The following is an 18,324-nucleotide window of genomic DNA, read 5'->3' as shown; positions in this document are numbered from 1 at the left end:
CCCGGCACGGTCGGTCACGTCTCGTGCAGAGCGTCGGCGAGCTACCCCCTCTCGCCGGGGACGGTCGTGAGCGGGACGGCACGCGGGCGGTCGGCGGCAGTGCCGACCTCCACGCGCGCACCCGTGCGCGCGGCGTCGAGCAGCGACTCCATGACGTCGAGCACGTGGAGGGCGAGCCGGCCGCTCGCGCGCGGCTCGGCGCCGTCGGGCGTGGCCACGAGGTCCGCGAGGCCGTACCCGCGCCCGGCGCCGGGGAACCCCGCGCTCACGGGGAGCTCGCGCCATGCGTCGGCCGCGCCCTCGGTGACGCCCCGGAGGCGGACGACGCCGTCGAACCCGTTCGGGTCCGGGACCTGGAGCGAGGCCAGCGTGCCGTGGACCTCGATCGGCGGCGCCTGGCTCGCGGGCGCGTCGAAGCTCATGACGAGGGTCGAGAGTGCGCCCGACGCGTGCGTGAGGGCACCCGTGACGTGCGTGTCCACCTCGACGGGGATCTCCTCGCCCGCGCGCGGACCCGAGCCGATCGTGCGCGTGGCGCGCGCCCGGCTCGACGCGCCGATCACGGAGGTCACCGGGCCGAGCAGGTGCACGAGCGCGGTGACGTAGTACGGGCCCATGTCGAGCAGGGGTCCGCCGCCCGCGAGGTAGTAGAAGTCGGGGTGCGGGTGCCAGCGTTCGTGGCCCGCGGTGACCATCGTCGCCGTCGCCCCGACGGGCGTGCCGAGCAGGCCGTCGTCGATGGCGCGACGCGCGGTCTGGACGCCCGTCCCGAGCACGGTGTCCGGAGCGCACCCGACGCGCACGCCCGCGGCGTCAGCCGCGGCGAGGACCCGCGCGGCGGCGGCCCGGTCCGCGGCGAGCGGCTTCTCGCCGTACACGTCCTTGCCGGCCGCGACCGCCGCGAGCGCCACCTCCTCGTGCGCGGCGGGCGTGGTGAGGTTGAGGACGACGTCGACCTCGGGGTCGCGCACGAGCGCGTCGACGGTGCGGGCCCGCACGCCGTGCTCGGCTGCGACGACCGCCGCGCGACCCGGGTCGAGATCGGCGACGGCGACGAGCCGCAGGCCGTCGAGCCGGGGCAGCGTCTCGAGGTACTGGCCGCTGATCGCGCCGCAGCCCACGATCCCGACGCCCGCCGGACGACCGGTCGCGCCGACGGAGACCTCGAGCGTCCGCGCCTCGGCGGTCACAGCGTGTGCTCCTGCCGGCTCGCCCACAGCATCCCGCGCTCGACCATCGTGCGGACGGTCGGGTGCTCGAGGTCCTCGGGCCGGTGCCCGACCGTGCACACGAACACCCGGCCCGCGCCCCACCGCCGCGTCCAGACGGCGGGCGAGGTCGTCGGGTCGTGCCAGGGGTCCTCGGGCCGGGCCTCGACGGTCGTCGTCGCGAGGACGTCGTCGTAGTCGTCGGTGAGGACCCAGTACTGCTCGGTGGTGATCTCGAAGTCGTCGAGCCCGGCGACGACGGGATGCTGGGACCGCTCCGGGACGACGCGCACCGTGTGCGTGACGAAGCTGTCCGTCTCGTCGCCGCGCAGCGGCCCGAGGGGCGTGCCGGGGCCGGCGGTGCGGCGCGGGTGGTGGGCGAACTGCCCGCCGACGAGGTGCGCGTACTCGCTGCTCGCGCGGTAGGAGTCCACGATGCCGCCGTGCCAGCCCGCGAGTCCCGTGCCCGCCTCGACGGCGGCGACGAGACCGGCGACCTGCTCGGCGCTGATCTCGCTCATGGTCACGCTCTGCACGACGAGGTCGACCTGCGCCATGGTGCGCGCGTCGGCGTACACGGCGGGTGACGGCTCGACGCGCACGAGGTATCCCTGCGCGCTGAGGAAGGGGACGAACAGGTCGGTCGTCTCCTCGGGCCGGTGCCCGGACCAGCCGCCGCGGACGACGAGGGCGGTGGGTGGGGACGTGCTGTCGGTCATGCGGCGGGCCTCCTGGGCGGACTCGCGCGGCGCGCGGGTTGGCGGGTCGGGGACGGTTCGCGGGGTCACGCGGGCTCGCGGTGCGGGACGTTCCGGGCGGGACGCTGGTCAGACGCGCTCGACGTCGAACCGCACGGCGTAGGAGACGGACTCGCCCGGCGCGAGGACGGGCAGGACGCCCGCCTCGCGCGCGGCGACGCGGCCGCCGATCGCGGGCGCGTTCATGGGCTCGAGCCCGAGGACGTTCTGGCCGGGGGCGAACATCTTCCACTGGTACAGCACGGGCAGGGTCGCGGTCGGGAACGAGACGGTCAGGCGGAGCCCCAGCTCGCGGTTCGTCACGACGGCGCGCCCGGTCCCGGGCGCGAGGTCGTGCCGGTGCACGCGCTGGCGGTAGCCGTCGGCGGGTGCGGTGATCTCGCGCCAGGGGTCGCCGACGGCGTCCGGCCCGTCGGGCTCGACGTGCTGCGACGAGACGTCGAGCTCCGCGGCCTCGGAGACGAGCGGCCACCCGAGGTTCGCGTGGTAGAGCACGAGGTGCGGCTCGGGGCGCCACCCCTCGTTGGTCACGGTGTCCTCGACGGTGACCGACGTCGCCCCGAGACCCGCGCGGACCCGGCGCCGGAGCACGAGGTGCTCCTCGTGGAGCGACGCCTGGCGGACGACGCCCTCGACCACGACCTCGTCGCCCACGACGGCGGCGCGCTCCACGCTCGCCGGGACCGCGGTGAGCCGGCCGTGCTGCGGGAACCGGCGACCGTCGTCCACCGTGGGCGACCCGACGTGGTCGAGGCCGCACGTGACGAGCAGCCCGCCGCCGAACGACCTGCCGAAGTCGTCGCCCTGGTAGAGCCCGGGGGCGGCGAGCCCCGCGGGGGCCATCCACGCGAGCGGGACGCCGTGCACCGTCACCTGACCGAGGTCGAGCGCGCGGTCGGGCAGCACGTCGAGCTCCAGCCCGCCGCCCGTCACGACGCGCACGCGGCGCGCCCCGCGGGCCGGGCCGTCGGCGTCGACGAGCTGCTCGACGCGCGCGACCTGGCCGAGCCATCCGGCTCGGCGCCGGACCTCGCCGGGGTCCGCCCCGTGGATCGTGCCGGGTTCGTCGCCCGCTGCCGTCATGTCCTGCGTCCTCTCCTGCGGGCCTCCTGCGGGCCCGTCCGTGCGCGGCGGGGTCCGGGTCGCCCCGGACCCCGCCGTCGTGCCGGCCGCGCGGGTGCGCGGCCGGGATGCGTCAGCCGCAGCGCACGGCGTCGTACGGCGCCGTGAGGACGACGTCGCCGCCGTCCGCGCTGACGGTGACCTGCGCCGCGCCCGCCTCGACCGCCGTCGCCCGCGTCGCGAACGACTGGTAGGCGCTCTTCCCCGGTGCGACGTCGTCGACCGTGCGCTCCCCGAACGGCGTCGCCAGGCGCACCGCCACGGGGTCGTCGCCCCCGTTGCGGGCGCGGACCGCGACGTACGCACGGCCCGCGAGGCACCGCCCGGTCGCCTCGACCTCGACGCCGGTCGTCGGCGCGACGGCGAACGTCGCCGTGAGCGACGTGTCGGCCGCGAGCGCGAACGCGTACCGCGCGTCGCGGGAGACCACGGCGCCGGAGGCGTCGCGCCAGCCGGCGAACGCCGACCCGTCGGCGGGCTCGGCGACCACGGCCACCGCGCTCCCGGTCTCGTACCGGCCCGGCTCCGCCTCGTTGCCCTCGACGCGCACGGTCCCGGCGGCGCCCTCCGCGGCGTCCGCCGCGACGCCCAGCGCCGACGTCGCCATGTGGATGGCGAGGGGGTTGACGATCGTCACCGGGCCGCGGCTCGTGGTGCCGTTGAACCGCATGAGGTTGACGACGCTCACCGTGCTCGACGCGTCCGCGTCGACCGTGTGGCCGCCCGGGCCGAGGTTGTCGGTCCCGAGGTTGAACGCCCGGACCGCGGCACCGTCGCTCGCGACGATGCCGTCGTGCGTGCCGTACGCGAACGTGTTGAGCACCGTGAGGTCCTGCGACCCGGTCGCCCGCATGAGGACCTCGCGCTCGCGCGCGACCGGGTCGATGACCTGGCCGAACAGGTCGGCCCCCTCGACCCAGCCCGGCAGCCCGTACGCGAGGCGCGTGATGACGTTGCCGTTGGACAGCACGTTCTCGACCGTGCCGCCCTCGTTGGCACCCACGTGCACGCCCTCGGAGAGGAAGAGGCCGACCGCGCGGCGCACGAGGAACCCGTCCGCCGCGGCCGTGAGGTCGATCGCGTTCCACGCGTTCGTCAGGCCGACGTTCACCACGTAGGTCTCTGGCGCGTCGCCGCGCACGGCGAACGGGTAGGACCGGACGCCGTCCGGGCCGGCCGGGTTGTTCTCGGGATGGAAGACGCGCAGCCCGCGCAGGCCCGCGTCCTCGCCCGCGAGAGTGACGAACGCCGTCTCGCCGACCGACGGGTCGGGCTCGCCCGGCGCCGCCGGCGCCACGCCGCCCTCGTACGCGAGGAGCACGGTGCCGCCGCTCAGCTCGAGCGAGTCGCGGTTCGCGACGCCCGCCGAGCCGCGCAGCTCCACGCCCGCGGGGACCGTGAGGTGCCCGCGCACGGTGTACCAGCCCGCGGGCAGGTACACGACGCCGCCGCCCGCGGCCGCGGTGTCGTCGAGCGCCGCCTGGACGGCGTCGGTCACGTCGACGTCGGAGAACTGGCCCGGGGTGCGCGGCACGTCGTACGGCGCCTTCGTCACGTCGACCAGGCGCTCGGTGGGACGCGGCGCGAGGACCGGCTCCGGCCGTGCGGGCACGCCGCCGTCCGGACCGTCGAGGACGTGGACCGTCCCCTCCAGCGCACCGCTCACGGCGGTGCCCGTGAGCTTGACGTAGCCGCCCGACGTGTTGCGGACCGCGGCCTCGGAGCCCTCCAGCGTGCCGCCCGCGAAGGCGGTGCCCCAGCGGTCGTCCGAGACCTCGACCTGGACGGCCACGTCCGTGCGGCGCACCTCGGTGTCGAGGAACGAGCCGGTGAAGCTCGCGCGCTGACCCTTGACGATGCGGATGCCGACCGCGTAGTCCGCGACCGAGATCCCGGAGAACTCGTCCCACTCGAGGTCGCCGAGCACCAGGCCCGTGCCGTGCTCGCGCGTCCACGCGTCGAGGACCGCGCGCTCCGGCGCGTCGTACGCGGCGCCCGCGCCGGCCCACACCCCGTTGTCGAACGTGACGTCCTGCCACGTGCCCACGTCGGCGCCGTTGTAGGCGACGACTCCCTCGTGGAGCGCGGTCCCGACGACGTCGCGCACGTTCGCGATCTCGTGCACCTGCGAGCCCGGCCCGCCCTCGCCGCGGTCGTGGGCCATCGTGGAGATCCCGATGCCGCGGTACGAGTTGAGCATCGTCACGTGCTCGACGCTGCTCATCATGTAGTTCTGCTCGCCCTGCCACGCACGGCCCGGGAGCTCGACCGTGAAGCCGTAGGGCACGGGGTCCGCGGCGTCCTGGCCGGGGTAGTACGTCGTCACGCCGACGACGCCGGCGTTTCCGCCCACGCGGAACAGGCTCGGGCCGTCGTCGCCCGACGGCAGGTCCGCGACGACGACCGTCCCGTCGAGGGGGTCGGCGTCAGGCGAGACCGCGCGGTCGGGGTGGTCGCCGCGCAGCGTGCAGTGCGGAAGCACCTCGAGCGTGCCCGTGACGCGGTACGTGCCTGCGGGGAGCCACACCGTGCCGCCCGTCGCGTCCTGGCACGCGTACAGCGCCGCTTGGATCGCCGCGGTGGAGTCCGCCTCGCCCGTCGGGTCGGCGCCGAAGTCCGTGACCACCTGGTCCGCGACCACGACGTCCTCGGTCGGGAACACGGTCTCGACGAGGCGGGGCTCGACCGGGACGGCCGGGGCCCGGCGCACCTCGAGGTCCGTCAGCGCGAACGTCGCGCGCTGCGTCGCCCGCTCGTCGAGCGCGAGGCGCACGTACCGCGCGTCGACGGGCTCGAACCGGGTGCGCACCCCCGTCGCGTCGATCGCGCCGGCACTCGCGACCTCGTCGTAGGTCGTGCCGTCCGTCGACACCTCCACGCGGTAGACGTGCGCGTAGTCCGGCGTCCAGCGCACCAGCACCTCGTCGATCTCGGTGACGGCGCCCAGGTCGACCTGGACCCACTCGGCGTCGCCGTCGCGCGCGGAGGTCCACGCGGTGCCGCGGTCCCCGTCCGTCGCCGCAGCGGCGGGGCCGCCCGAGCTCACGGTCACGGGCTTGCCGCGCGCGAGGTCGGTCGTCACCTGCGACCCGAGGAAGTCCTCGAGCGCGTCCTCCAGGGCGGTCGTCGCCGCGTCCACCGCGTCGCCGTTCGCGCCCGGGTCCTGCGCGACGGCGTCGGCCGCGTCGATCGCGGCACGCAGCCCGGCGCGTGAGCCCGCCGGGTACTGGCCGTCGCGCTCGCCCTCGCGGGCGGCGGCGTACGTGACGTCGGCGCGCTCGACGAGGCGCCGCAGCGCGATCGCCGGGTCGACGTCGCGCGGGACGACGGTCACGGCGAGCGAGTCGATCCGCACGTCCTGCGGCGACCCCTCCACGGAGAGCCGGAAGTCGGAGCCGTTGGAGCGGTTGGTGAGGATCGCGTCGTCGAGCAACCACGAGCGCGACACCCACGTGCCGTCGGTGCCGAGCGCGAGGCGCGGCGACGGCTTGAACATGTGCGGGATCGTGTCGCCCGGCGAGTCGTACTGGAGGAACATGTCGCCGCCGCCCTGCTGCACGGTCGCGTCGACGAGCACGCGGTCACGCGTGTCGAGCGCGTAGGCGTCCGAGACGTTCGCGTAGACGAAGTTGGTGCCCTGCGCACGGCCGGTCTGCCAGTACCCGCGCCCGTCCGCGGTCCCCGTGACGAGTCCCGCCGTCGCGTCGCCCGCGCGGACGGAGATCCCGCGCTCGGCGACGGTCGCACCGAGGTCCACGCTCGTGCCCTGCGCGACGACGCGCACGGACGCGACGGAGAGCTCGCCCTCGGCAGCGGCGAGCGACACCTCGGGGTCGCCGCCCGCCTCCGTCCCCGGTCCCAGCGCCCCGGCGGGGAGCGCGACGACGGTCGACGTCCAGCCGTCGCCGTCGGCGTCCGGCTCGGGCGCGCCCGCGCCCGCGCCGAGCACCGAGCCGTCGGCCGCGGTCGCGACCACCTGCTCGCCCGCGCGGTGGTCCACCACGAGGTACCCGGGCACGTCGGCGAGGCGCCCGACGTACGCGTCCGCGACGTCGAGCGCGATCCGCTCGGCGCCGGCCGCGGCGTCGGTGCGCCAGAACGCGCGACCGCCCTCCTCGCCCGTCTCCTGCGTACCGGTCGTCGGCGCGGTCGCGACCGCGATCCCGTGCGTGCGCGGGGTCGTCGACAGGTCGGCGCCCACCCCGACCGGGTAGCGGTCGACGTCGACCACCGGGCTCGCGACGGCGGGGGAAACGAGCCCCGTCACCGCCATGACGAGGGCCGCGCCGGTGGCGACGACCCGTCCTGCTCCAGCATGCATGCTCATCCTCAACACCCTTGTTCTCGGACTGACTGACGCGTGCGTGCTCAGGGGGTCAGGCGCTCACCCCCTCGGCCGGCGCCTCGCTCGCGGGGTCGAGCGCGTCGCCCGTACGCCAGTCGTGGCGCGGGACGAATCCGAACAGCTCGCGCACCGCGGTCGTGTCGATGACGGACGCGAACCCGTCGAGGGGACGCGTCACGCGGGAGGCCGGGTGGAAGCGCTCGAGGAGCTCTGCCGTGGGGACGTCGCTCGTCGTGTCGGGCGCCGCGACGTTGACGACGTGGTGGCCGGTGACGCCCGACTCGAGGATCGCGCGCACCACGTCCACCGCGTCGCGCGTGTCGAGCCACGTCCACAGCTCCTGCCGGATCGCGCCCGGGTCGCGGTGCGCGAGGTCGACCCATTCCCGCAGTCGGTCGCCCGACCCGACGAACGGCATGCGCAGCATCGTCGTCGGCAGGCCGTAGCGCCGCGTGACGTACTCCCCCACCTGCTCGGAGAGCAGCTTCGACAGCGCGTACGCGTCCACCGCGACCGACTCCTGCGCCTCGTCGACCGGGACGTAGGCGGGCGAGAGGTGCCGGCCCGCCCACGGGTACCCGTACGCCGAGAACGACGACGCCGCGACGGCGACGCGCACGCCCGCCCGGCCCGCGCCGTCGAGCACGCAGAACGCGCCCTGCACGTTCTGGGCGACCGTCTCGTCGTCGGGCACCTGGCCCGGCGACGCGATCGCCGCGAGGTGCACGACGCCGTCGACGGCGGGCGCGTCCGGACCCTGCCCCGCACGGAGCGCGGCGTCGACGAAGGTCGCGTCGCGCGTGTCGCCGACGAGGCTCGCGACGGCCGCCGGCGCGTCGAACGCCGCCCGGTCGGTCGCGACGACGCGGTAGCCCGCGGCGGCGAGACGCGGGACGGCGACGCGCCCGATGACTCCGGCGGCCCCCGTCACGAGGACGGTGGCGCCGGGCAGGAGGGCGGGCGCGTCGGTGGACGTGGTGGAGTTCATGGCGAGGTTCCGATCTGTGCGGTGGTGCGTGCTGCGCGGTCGGGGCCGAGAGGCCCCCGGGGTCACCCCTTCACGGCACCCACCAGGCCGTTGACGAAGTACCGCTGCGTCGCGAGGAAGAGGATGATCACCGGGATCACGACGATCAGCGCGCCCGCCATGAGCTGGTTGTACTGGACGACGTTCGACGACTGGAGCTGCTGGAGCGCGATGGGGAGCGTGAACGTCGACGGGTCGTTGAGCGACACCCGCGACAGCAGGTACTCGTTCCACGTGGGGATCGCGGTGAGCAGCGCGATCGTGATGATCGCGGGCCGCGCGAGCGGCACGTAGACGCGCGCGAAGATGCGGAGCTCGCCCGCGCCGTCGACCCGCGCGGCGTCCCGCAGCTCCCCGGGCACGGACTGGAACGCGTTGGTCAGCAGCAGGATCGACAGCGGCGCGGTGCCGTTGACGAACGGCAGGATGAGCCCCAGGTGCGTGCCGAGGATCCCGAGCTGGTTCTCGAGCAGCACGATCGGCAGGAGCGTCACGACGCCCGGCACGAACAGCAGCACGAGGAACAGGCGGAAGAACGCCTGCCGCCCCGGGAAGCGCAGCACCGCGAACGCGTACGACGCGGCCGAGTACACGACGACGACGCCGAGCGTGGTCAGGCCCGTCACCTTGACGCTGTTGAGGAAGTAGTCGAAGAAGTGCAGCCGGCTCCACGTGTCGACGAGCGTCGACAGCGTCGGCTCGGCGGGGATGAGGTTGCCCCCGCCCATGACGATCTCCTGCTGCGTCTTGAACGCGGCAGAGACCATCCACAGGAACGGGTACAGGCTCACGACGGCGTACCCGACGAGGAGCACGCCCACCACGACGCGCGCGACGACCACCTTCGCGGGGGTGCCGCGACGACGCGGGGTGAGGGCGGGCACGTCCGGGAGCTGCGTGCGGTCGGCGACGGTGGTCATCACTTCTCCCTCGTGACGCGCTGGTTGACGATCGCGACGGCGAGCGCGGCGAAGAACAGGAGCCAGCCGAGCGCGCTCGCGAGGCCGAGGGTCGGGGCGAGCTGCTGCTGGAACGCGAGGTCGTACGTCTCGAGGCCGAGGACGTTCGTACGACCGGCCGGGCCGCCGTTCGTCATGATGAGGAAGATCTGGAAGCCCTGGAGCGCGTCGCGCACGTTGAGCAGCATGATGACGGCGGTCGTGCCCTTGAGGAGCGGAAGCACCACGGAGAAGTTGGTGCGCCACCACCCGGCGCCGTCGAGCTGGGCCGCCTCGAGGACGGACGAGTCGATCGACTGGAGGCCCGTCAGGTAGAGGAGCATCGCGACCGGGACCCCGGACCAGACCATGATGACGATGAGCGTCGGCAGCGCGGTGGACGGGTTGCCGAGCCAGCCCTGCGGCTGCGCGAGGCTGCCGAGGCCGAGCGCGCGCAGCAGGAGGTTGATCGCGCCGTTGGGCTCCAGCACGTACTGCCAGGCCATGTAGACCGCGATGCCCGCCGTGACGTACGGGACGAAGTAGACGGAGCGCAGCACGCCGGCGAACCGGCGTGCCTGGTTGAGCACGATCGCGAGCGGGAACGCGACCGCGAGGATGAGGATCGGCACGGCGATCATCACGACGAGCGTGTTGAGCGCGGCGCGGTGCACGACCGGGGCGTAGATCGGGCTCGCCCACAGCAGGTCGGCGTAGTTCTTCAGACCGACCCACTCCCACGTGGGCGTGAGGCCGTTCCAGCGTACGAACGAGAGCTGGGCGCCGAAGAAGAGCGTATACACGCCCATGACGAGGAACAGCAGGAGCGCGGGAGCGATGAAGACGTAGCCCCACGCCACCTCCTTGCCGCGGTAGCGCATCTTCTGCCGGCCGCGGCGCCGGCCGCCGCCGACGCTCCCGTGGGCGGGAGCGTCGGCGGCGATCGTCGCGGGGGTGGTCACTTCGACTGCGACCAGAACGTGTCGATGAGCGTGGCCACGGTCGTCGAGACGGTCGCGACGTCCTGCGTCGCGAGCGGCGTCAGCTCCATGACGGCGTCGCCCACCTGGGCCGCGTCGTACGCCGCGGGGCGGTACGACGTGTCACCGGGGTTGTAGGCGTTCTCGCCCTCGCCGAACGCGCCGATCATCGCGCCGAGGACCGGGCCGACGGTCGAGGACGGGTCGTCACCGAGGTCGACCGGCGGGACGTCGAGCGCGTCCTGGGCGAACGTGGCCGCCACGTCCTGCTCGGACAGGTACTTGATCCACTGGAGCGCGCCGTCCTTGTTGCCCGTGGTCGCGGAGACCGACAGGCCGGTGAGGCCGAACGGGGCGAGCTGGAGGTCGTCGATCGCGCCGCCCTCGGGGGCCGGGACCGGGAAGGTCACGATGTTCTCGGCGTCCATGCCGTTCTGGGCGAGGAAGGCGAGGGTGAAGGTGCCGCCGATGTCGAACGTCGACTTGCCCTGCGCGAACGCGATGTCCGCGTCGTCGATCGTCAGGGACTGCGTGCCCGGCATCCAGTACGGCTGGATCTGGTTGTAGGTCTCCAGCACCTTGACGCCGTGGGGCGACGCGAAGTTCTTGGCCGGGTCCTGGCCGAACAGGGCGCCGAAGTCGTCCTTGCCGAGCTGGCCGTAGGCCATCGGCTGCATGAGCCACTCGAGGCCCGTCGTGGAGGACTGGAAGCCGATGCTCACGCCGCCGTCGTCGGGGTTCGTCTTCTTGACGGCGTCGAGCGCGGCGACGAACTCCTCCCAGGTCTTGGGGGCCTCGGTGACCCCCGCCGCCTCGAGGCGCTCCTTGTTCGCGTAGACGATGCCGAACGTGCCGATCGTGAAGGGCACGGAGAACCGCTGGCCCTCCTCGATCCCCGCGGTCTTGGAGCCCTCGGCGAGCGACTGCTCGTAGTACGCCGGGGTGACGGTCCCGTCCTCCGCGACGGCGGGCAGGAAGCGCGAGCTCCAGTCGTCGTCGACGTCGTCCGACAGGTCCTCGAGCAGCCCGGCGCCCCCGAACGTGAAGTCGTCGCCGTGCGTGTGGACCTCCATGACGTCGGGCAGGTCGCCCGTCTGCGCGGCCGCCTGGACCTTGGTGATGAACGCGTCGTCGGGGGTGTACGCCTGCACGTCGACCGAGATCCCGGTCTCCTCCTCGAACGTCTTCGCGGCGTTCTGGAGGGGCTCGACGTGGGACTGCTTGAAGGTCCACATGGTCAGGCTGTCGCGGTCGCCCTCGCCGGAGCCGCCGCCGTTGCCGCCGCCACCGGCCGGCCCGCTGCACGCGGCGAGCGCGCCGGCGAGCAGGGCGGAGGTGGCGATGGTCGCGGTGATGCGGGCAGGGAACGGACGACGTCGGTGTCGGTTCACGGGAAGCCTCTCGGTCCACGGGCGACGCCGGGGCAGCGTCGCGGTTCCGGAAACATAAATCAATTCGATGTACAGTGTCAACGACGGCGACCGGCCACCCCGTTGTCCCGGCCCCGTCCACCGTCGCGCGGACCGTCCCGCGCACTCCCGAACCCGCGGAACGAGGTCACCGATGAGAGCAGCGCAGCAGCCCGGCACGGACGGCACCGGAGCCGACCTCCCCGAGGTCGGGACCGAGGTCGTCCACGAGGGCGCCCGGGAGGTCCTCGCCCCCGCGCCGTGGGCCCCCGAGCGCTCGGGCGCCGGGGACGAGGGCCTGCGGATCACCGCGGTGCGCACGTTCCTCACAGGCCCGCAGGGCTGCCCGTACGTCGTGGTGCGGATCGAGACCAACCAGCCCGGCCTCTACGGGCTCGGTGACGGCAGCGACCCGCAGCGCCCCCTCGCGACGCGCACGGTGATCGACGAGTACCTCGGCCCGATGCTCGTGGGTCGCGACCCCTCCGACATCGAGGACCTCCACCGCCTGCTGCTCAACAGCGGCTACTGGCGCGGCGGCTCCATCGAGCACAACGCCCTCGCAGCGGTCGACGTCGCGCTCTGGGACCTCAAGGGCAAGGTCGCCGGGCTCCCCGTCCACCAGCTCCTCGGCGGGAAGGCCCGCGCGTACGCCGACGCGTACACGCACGTCGACGGCGCCGACGCCGCCGAGGTCGCCGAGAAGGTCCTCGCCGCCGTCGAGCGCGGCTACCGGCACGTGCGCGTCCAGGTCGCCGTCCCCGGCCGCGACACCTACGGCACCGCACCCCGCGACGAGGCCGAGGCCGCGCGGCGTCGGGCCCGCACCGACCGCTGGGACACGCTCGCCTACCTGCGCCACGTGCCCGGCATCCTCGCCGACGTGCGCGACCGCGTCGGTCCCGACGTCGAGCTGCTGCACGACGCCCACGAGCGCATGACCCCCGCCGAGGCGCGGCAGTTCGTGCGCGCCGTCGAGGACGCCCACCTGTTCTTCCTCGAGGACGCGCTCGCGCCCGAGGACGCCGCCCACTTCCCCGAGCTGCGCGCCGCCGGCACCACCCCGCTCGCGGTCGGCGAGCTCTACCACGACCCCCGCGCCTACCTCCCGCTGGTCGCGGGCCGGTCGATCGACTTCGCGCGCATCCGCATCCCCACGCTCGGCGGGCTCACGCCCACGCGCAAGCTCGTCGCCGTGTGCGAGATGTTCGGCGTGCGCACCGCGCCGCACGGGCCGGGCGACGTCACGCCCGTCGGGATGGCGGCCAACATGGCGCTCAACATCTCCTCCCCCGCGTTCGGCGTCCAGGAGGCGGCGACCTTCCGCGACGCCACGCTCGAGGTCTTCCCCGGCGCCCCCGTCCCGACCGACGGCCACCTGATCGCCCCCGAGGCCCCCGGCCTCGGCGTCGACTTCGACGAGGTCGCCGCCCGCCGCTACCCCGTCGGCGCCCCGCTCGAGCACGACCGCTGGGCGCTCCTGCGCGCCACCGACGGCAGCGCCCACCGCGCCTGACGCGGCGACGCCCACGACGGCTCTGACCTGCGGAGCCGCGCGCCACCTCCGGATCCGGTGTTTTGTTTTCCAGGGTTGCGCAATACTGGTGGTGCCCCTACCTTGAGCACCACTGTCCGATGTTCGACGACGAATGTTGAGGGGAAACAGTGATGCGCAAGGGAACGAAGGGGGCTTCGGCGCTCCTTGCGGTGGCGGTCTCGGTGGGGCTGATGGTCTCGACGGCGGCCCCCGCGTCCGCCGGACTGGCGTCACGGCTGTGCAGCACAGGTGGCGAGGTCTTCGGGGCGTCGAACTCGTCGACCGTGCAGTCCGCAGCGAGCGGCAACTGCGGCACGGTCGGCGTCCGGGGCTACTACGCCCACATGGGCGGCGCGTCGTGGACGACCTGGACCTACAAGAGCGGATCCAACGCGATCGCCAAGCGGACCGGCACGAACTTCACCCAGGCCCAGCACAGCGGTGCCGGTACCGGCGTGTTCACGACCAACGTGTGATGGCGCGCTCGTCCCGTCGCACCGGCGCGCTCCTGGGAACGCTCCTGGGAGCGCTCCTGGTATCAGGTTGCGGCGGCACCGGCTCCGACGACATCCCGCACTTCGACGCGATCAACGCCGACGAGGACCTCTCCTCGGCTGGTCCGGAGCAGCGCGAGGCGCTGATGGACGGCGAGGTGTCCCAGGACGAGTACACGGCGGGGTTCGAGAGATTTCGGGCGTGTCTGCGCGCTGAGGGTTACGAGCTGCGTGACGTCGAGCTCGTCGGGGTGGTGTGGCAGGGCGGGATCCCGGCCGAGGCGGTCGACTCCGGAGTCGAGAAGACCTGCTACGACCGCGACCTCAAGTTCGTCGACATCATCTGGCAGACCTCGAACCAGGAGGAGACGTCGCTGCTGGACGCGCTGAGGTACTGCCTGCAGGAGCGCGGGCTGGGCGTCCCGTCGACGCTCGCGGAGGCGCAGCGCGCCGTGGCCGGCGCCGGGCTGGACGAGGCGGCGTGCCTCGCGGAGTACGACGCCCTGTGAGGAGCGACCGGTCCCGTGGCTGGGTGCGCCTGGTGCCGTTGGTGGCGCTGTGGGCCGTGCCCGTGGTCGCGGTCGCCGTGGCGTTCCCGCTCGTCGACGCCGCGGAGGAGCGGAGCGTCGCGGTGCCGGCGCCGACGGTCGTCGAGGTCGGCGCCCGTTCCGACGACGGACGGACCGCGGTCGAGGTCGCGACGGTGCGCGCCGTGGCGCCCGAGGTGCGCGCTCCCGCGGGGGGCGTCGTCACAGCCCTCGCCGAGGCGGGTCCCGTCGAGGTCGGGCAGCCGCTGTTCGCCCTCGACGGCGTCGACGTGCTCGTGTACCGCGGCAGCCCGTTGTGGCGCGACCTGCGTTCGGGCGACCGCGGTACGGACGTGCGCGCGCTCGGGGACTACCTCGTGTCGCTCGGGTACCTGGACGCGGTCGGCGTCGACGACCGGTTCGGCCCGGCGACGCGCGAGGCGGTCCGGGCGCTCCAGGAGCGCCTCGGGGTTCCCCGGGACGGGGAGTTCCGCCTCTCGTACGTCGTGCGGGTCGACGACGCCGTGCCGGCGGTCACCGGTCCGCTCGTCGGCCTGGGGGACCGGGTCGAGGCGGGCGACGCGGTGCTGGAGGGCTCGCAGCCCGTGGAGGCGCTGACCGTGGCCCCGATCGCCGAGGGCGGCGGTCTCGGCCGGCTCGCTCGGGAGCCGGTCGTGCTGCGCCTGGGCGAGGTCGAGGTAGCGATGTCGAGCGCGGCGCCCCAGGGCGCCGAGCTGGACGGCGTCGTGGCGGCGCTCGAGGAGGCCGCGGCCGCGGGCACGCTCGAGCGGATCGCGGACGAGTCGACGTCGACGGTGCGCTACCGGGGCGCGATCCTCGCGCTCCAGGACCCGGCGGAGCGCGGTGCCGTCCCCTCGACGGCCGTGCGCGTGTCCCACGACGGCACGACGTGCGTCCTGCTGAGCGACGGCTCCACGGCCGCGGCGCAACCCCGCCGGCTCGAGGTCGCGGAACCCGGGAACGAGCTCGCGACGGTGCTCGTCGACGCCGACCTCGTCGGCTCCCGCGTGCTGCGCGACGCGACGCAGGCCACCGGTACGTCAGGGTGCGGGTAGCGGCGTGCGCGTGGACGTGATCGACGCCGCCATCGCGTTCGGGCCCGTCCCGGTGTTCGCCGGGCTGACCGCGACGTTCGAGCCCGCGCGCGTCACCGCGCTCGTCGGACCGTCGGGGAGCGGCAAGTCGTCGCTGCTCGCCGCGGTCGCGGGGTACCAACGGCTCGAGACGGGCCGCATCGAGCTCCACGGACCCGACGGGTCGGCCAGGCCGCCCTCGCCCGGCGTCGTCGCCTGGGTCCCCCAGGGGTCCAACGCGCTGGGGCGCCGCTCGGTGCTCGACAACGTCCTCGTCGCGCCGCTCGCGGCGGGCCGCCCCGGACGAGAGGCCCGGGAGACCGCGCGCGCCGCGCTCGACCAGGTCGGGCTCGCGGACCGGGCCGGCGAGCAGGCCCGGCGCCTGTCCGGCGGCGAGCTCCAACGGGTCGCGCTCGCGCGCGCCCTCGCGTCGGGCAAGGAGCTCATCCTCGCCGACGAGCCGTCGGCGAACCTCGACGCCGCCAACACCGAGCTCGTCGCCCGGATCCTCGCCGGGCTCGTCTCGCACGCGACGATCGTCGTCGCGACCCACGACCCGGTGCTCGTCGCCGCAGCGGACGCGACCGTCCCGCTCCGGCGGGAGGCGGTCGTCCGTGCGTGACGGTTGGCGCGTCGCCGACCTCGCGCGCGAGGCCCTGCGCAACACCGTCGGCCGCTCCGCACGGCTGCTTCCCGTGGTCGCGCTGGCGGTCGTCCTCGGGTCGGGCACCGCCGCCTTCGTCGCGCTCGAGACCGCGTCGCTCCAGGACGAGCTGGACGACCTCGCCGAGCGCGGGCGCGGCGTCGTCAGCTACATGCAGGCGAACCCCGACCAGCCCGCCCTCGTCTCACGCGCGTCGTGCGAGGCGCTCGCGGGAGCGCCGGGGGTCGAGGCCGCGGGAGCGGTCGTCCCGGGCGGCAGCGTGCTCGTCGTACCCGTCGGGCCGGACGTCCCCGTGCAGCGTGCGTCGACCACCCTCGTCCCCGGGCTCGCCGACGTCGACGCCCTCGTCGGCGCGGGCCTGCTCGACCGGACCGGGCCCGCGGACCAGCGCGTGCTCGTCGGCGACGAGGCGCTCGACTCCGCGCGGACCCCGGTCCTGCGCGAGGGGATCGGGACGGGCCGTTCCCTGACGGTGCCCCTCCGATCCGACGACGCCCAGGTCGAGCGCTGCGTCGTCGTGCTCGATCCCCTCGTGGCCCTCGACGACGTCGCCGCGACCCAGATCGCCTCGCTGCACGTCAGCGGCAACGCCGTGGTCGGCACCGAGGCGCTGCGGGCGACGAGCGACCCGGTGCAGGAGTTCCTCGACCGGCCGAGCCGCTTCCTGCCCGTGCTCCTGGGGCTGCTGGGCGCCGTCACCACCGCTGTCACGTACCGGCTGCGCGCGAGCGAGCTCGCCGTGTACCGGCTCTCGGGCACGTCCGCACGCTCTCTGCTCGTCCTCGTCGCGCTCGAGACCCTCCTCGTCGCGGGCGTCGCCGCGACGGCGACGACGCTGGCCGCCGTCGTGCTCCACGCCCGGTACCTCGATCCGACGACGCCCGTCCTGTGGGGCCTGGTCCTCGCCGGGACCTGGTCCGCGGTCACCCTCGCCGCGACCGCGGACCTCGCTGTCCGGCGCCCGACGGACCTCGCGAAGGACCGCTGACCCCGGTCGGCTGGACCTCGCCCTCAGCCGAGGAGGAGGGCCTGGGGCTGGGGCGAGAGGGTCTGGTCGAGCACGAGGCAGGCCGCGCCGACGGCGCCGACGTCCTCGCCGAGGTGCGTGCTGACGACGCGGATGTCGTGCATCTTGTCGACGAACGGCGAGCTGGAGATCATCGGCTCGACCGTCGCGAAGAACCGGCGTGAGAGCAGCGGCCAGTTGGGTCCGCCGAACACGACGAGCTCGGAGTCGAGGAGGGCGGCGGCGGCGGCGACGCCGGTGCCGACGCGACGCGCCCACCGGTCGATGATGACCTGCGCGCCGCGCTCCCCCGCCGCGGCGAGGTCCACGAGCCGGGCGAGCTGCTCGCCCTCGACGCTCGGGCCGCGTCCCGGGACGGCGTCGAGCACGCCCGCGGAGACCGCCTCGTTGACGAGGGCGCGCGTGGTGCAGTTCGCGTCGAGGCCGCCGACCTCCCCGGCGTTGCCGGACGCGCCGCGCAGCACGACGTCGTCGACCACCACGCCCATACCGGACCCGGCGCCGAGGTAGAAGAACAGGAAGTTGCCGGAGTGCGTCGCCGCGCCGGCCCACCGCTCGGCGACGGCGGCAGCGATGACGTCCTTGTCCATGAGGACGGGGAGCCCGGTCGCCTCGGCGAGACGGTCGCGCAGCGGGACGCGCCCCCACCCTTCGAGGCGGGGCGGGTCGACGACGGACCCGCTCGCGAGGTCGATCGGTCCCGGCACGGCGATGCCGAGCCCGAGGATGCGGTCCCGGTCGGCGCCGGACGCGTCGATGACGGCGTCGATCGTCTCGGCCATCGCGGCGATGGTCGACTCCTGGTCGACCATCGCGGGCGTGGGGCGCCGGAGGCTGTGGACGACGCGCCCGGCGAGGTCGAGCACGACGTACGTGATGACCGCCGGATCGAGGTGGACGCCCAGCGCGTACCGGCCACCGGGGACGATCTGGAGCACGGTGCGGGGCTTCCCCGCGCGGCCGCTCTTCTTGCCCGCCTCGGCGACGAGCCCCGAGTCGAGGAGCCGACGGCAGATGTTCGACACGGTCTGGGCCGACAGGCCCGTCGCCCCGGCGAGCTCGACGCGGCTCAGTCCTTCCGGCGCGCGCCGGATCGCGTCGAGGATGACGGACTCGTTGAAGTCGCCCATGCGCGGCAGGTTCGTGCCGCGGCGCACCGCGGACTGCGCGCCCGCCTGCGGCTCCGCCTGGTCG

Annotated in this window: 15 protein-coding genes; 6 read left to right on the top strand and 9 right to left on the bottom strand. The window is 74.5% G+C overall.

The annotated features are described in order from the left end of the window. Positions 1–41 precede the first annotated feature (41 nt). From AC6CH9_RS15805 to AC6CH9_RS15770, 8 genes are all read right to left on the bottom strand, one after another. Positions 42–1,190, bottom strand: a complete 1,149-nt coding sequence (locus tag AC6CH9_RS15805) for a Gfo/Idh/MocA family protein (RefSeq protein WP_498155749.1) — start codon at positions 1,188–1,190, stop codon at positions 42–44. After that, entirely contained in the window at positions 1,187–1,927 is a 741-nt protein-coding gene (locus AC6CH9_RS15800; RefSeq protein WP_498155748.1) for a ThuA domain-containing protein, read from the bottom strand. The genes AC6CH9_RS15805 and AC6CH9_RS15800 overlap by 4 nt, the downstream gene beginning before the upstream one ends. A 108-nt stretch (positions 1,928–2,035) precedes the next feature. Next, on the bottom strand, positions 2,036–3,049 hold the full coding sequence (locus AC6CH9_RS15795) for an aldose 1-epimerase family protein (protein WP_498155747.1): 1,014 nt from the start codon (positions 3,047–3,049) through the stop codon (positions 2,036–2,038). 112 nt (positions 3,050–3,161) lie between these two features. After that, positions 3,162–7,415, bottom strand: a complete 4,254-nt coding sequence (locus tag AC6CH9_RS15790) for a glycosyl hydrolase family 28-related protein (RefSeq protein WP_498155746.1) — start codon at positions 7,413–7,415, stop codon at positions 3,162–3,164. A gap of 49 nt (positions 7,416–7,464) precedes the next feature. Further along, entirely contained in the window at positions 7,465–8,421 is a 957-nt protein-coding gene (locus tag AC6CH9_RS15785) for an NAD-dependent epimerase/dehydratase family protein (RefSeq protein ID WP_498155745.1), read from the bottom strand. Between the two features lie 62 nt (positions 8,422–8,483). Further along, positions 8,484–9,380, bottom strand: coding sequence for a carbohydrate ABC transporter permease (locus AC6CH9_RS15780; RefSeq protein ID WP_087470567.1), 897 nt, complete (start codon positions 9,378–9,380; stop codon positions 8,484–8,486). Next, complete coding sequence (locus AC6CH9_RS15775; RefSeq protein WP_197088843.1) at positions 9,380–10,360, bottom strand: carbohydrate ABC transporter permease; 981 nt, start codon at positions 10,358–10,360, stop codon at positions 9,380–9,382. The genes AC6CH9_RS15780 and AC6CH9_RS15775 overlap by 1 nt, the downstream gene beginning before the upstream one ends. Continuing rightward, positions 10,357–11,769, bottom strand: a complete 1,413-nt coding sequence (locus tag AC6CH9_RS15770) for an ABC transporter substrate-binding protein (RefSeq protein ID WP_498155744.1) — start codon at positions 11,767–11,769, stop codon at positions 10,357–10,359. Before AC6CH9_RS15770 ends, AC6CH9_RS15775 begins: the two co-directional genes overlap by 4 nt. A 172-nt stretch (positions 11,770–11,941) precedes the next feature. Between AC6CH9_RS15770 and AC6CH9_RS15765 the strand changes: the two genes are divergently transcribed. From AC6CH9_RS15765 to AC6CH9_RS15740, 6 genes are all read left to right on the top strand, one after another. Then, a complete protein-coding gene (locus tag AC6CH9_RS15765) occupies positions 11,942–13,303 on the top strand; it encodes an enolase C-terminal domain-like protein (RefSeq protein WP_498155743.1) in 1,362 nt (453 codons plus the stop codon). 212 nt (positions 13,304–13,515) lie between these two features. Beyond that, positions 13,516–13,800: a hypothetical protein gene (locus AC6CH9_RS15760; RefSeq protein ID WP_498155742.1), complete on the top strand. Its 285-nt coding sequence runs from the start codon at positions 13,516–13,518 to the stop codon at positions 13,798–13,800. Then, positions 13,800–14,327, top strand: a complete 528-nt coding sequence (locus AC6CH9_RS15755; protein ID WP_498155741.1) for a hypothetical protein — start codon at positions 13,800–13,802, stop codon at positions 14,325–14,327. Before AC6CH9_RS15760 ends, AC6CH9_RS15755 begins: the two co-directional genes overlap by 1 nt. Positions 14,328–14,368: 41 nt before the next feature. Beyond that, positions 14,369–15,421: a peptidoglycan-binding domain-containing protein gene (locus AC6CH9_RS15750; RefSeq protein WP_498155740.1), complete on the top strand. Its 1,053-nt coding sequence runs from the start codon at positions 14,369–14,371 to the stop codon at positions 15,419–15,421. A gap of 4 nt (positions 15,422–15,425) precedes the next feature. Continuing rightward, positions 15,426–16,061, top strand: coding sequence for an ABC transporter ATP-binding protein (locus tag AC6CH9_RS15745; protein WP_498155739.1), 636 nt, complete (start codon positions 15,426–15,428; stop codon positions 16,059–16,061). Further along, positions 16,054–17,091, top strand: coding sequence for a hypothetical protein (locus tag AC6CH9_RS15740; RefSeq protein ID WP_498155738.1), 1,038 nt, complete (start codon positions 16,054–16,056; stop codon positions 17,089–17,091). The genes AC6CH9_RS15745 and AC6CH9_RS15740 overlap by 8 nt, the downstream gene beginning before the upstream one ends. A gap of 23 nt (positions 17,092–17,114) precedes the next feature. Here the strand turns inward: AC6CH9_RS15740 and AC6CH9_RS15735 are convergent, their stop codons facing one another. After that, complete coding sequence (locus AC6CH9_RS15735; RefSeq protein ID WP_498155862.1) at positions 17,115–18,260, bottom strand: ROK family transcriptional regulator; 1,146 nt, start codon at positions 18,258–18,260, stop codon at positions 17,115–17,117. Positions 18,261–18,324: the final 64 nt, after the last annotated feature.

The organism is Cellulosimicrobium sp. GQ32 (assembly GCF_059758455.1).
Note: the sequence above shows the minus strand (reverse complement) of the source record. Positions and strands in the feature narration are given on the sequence as shown.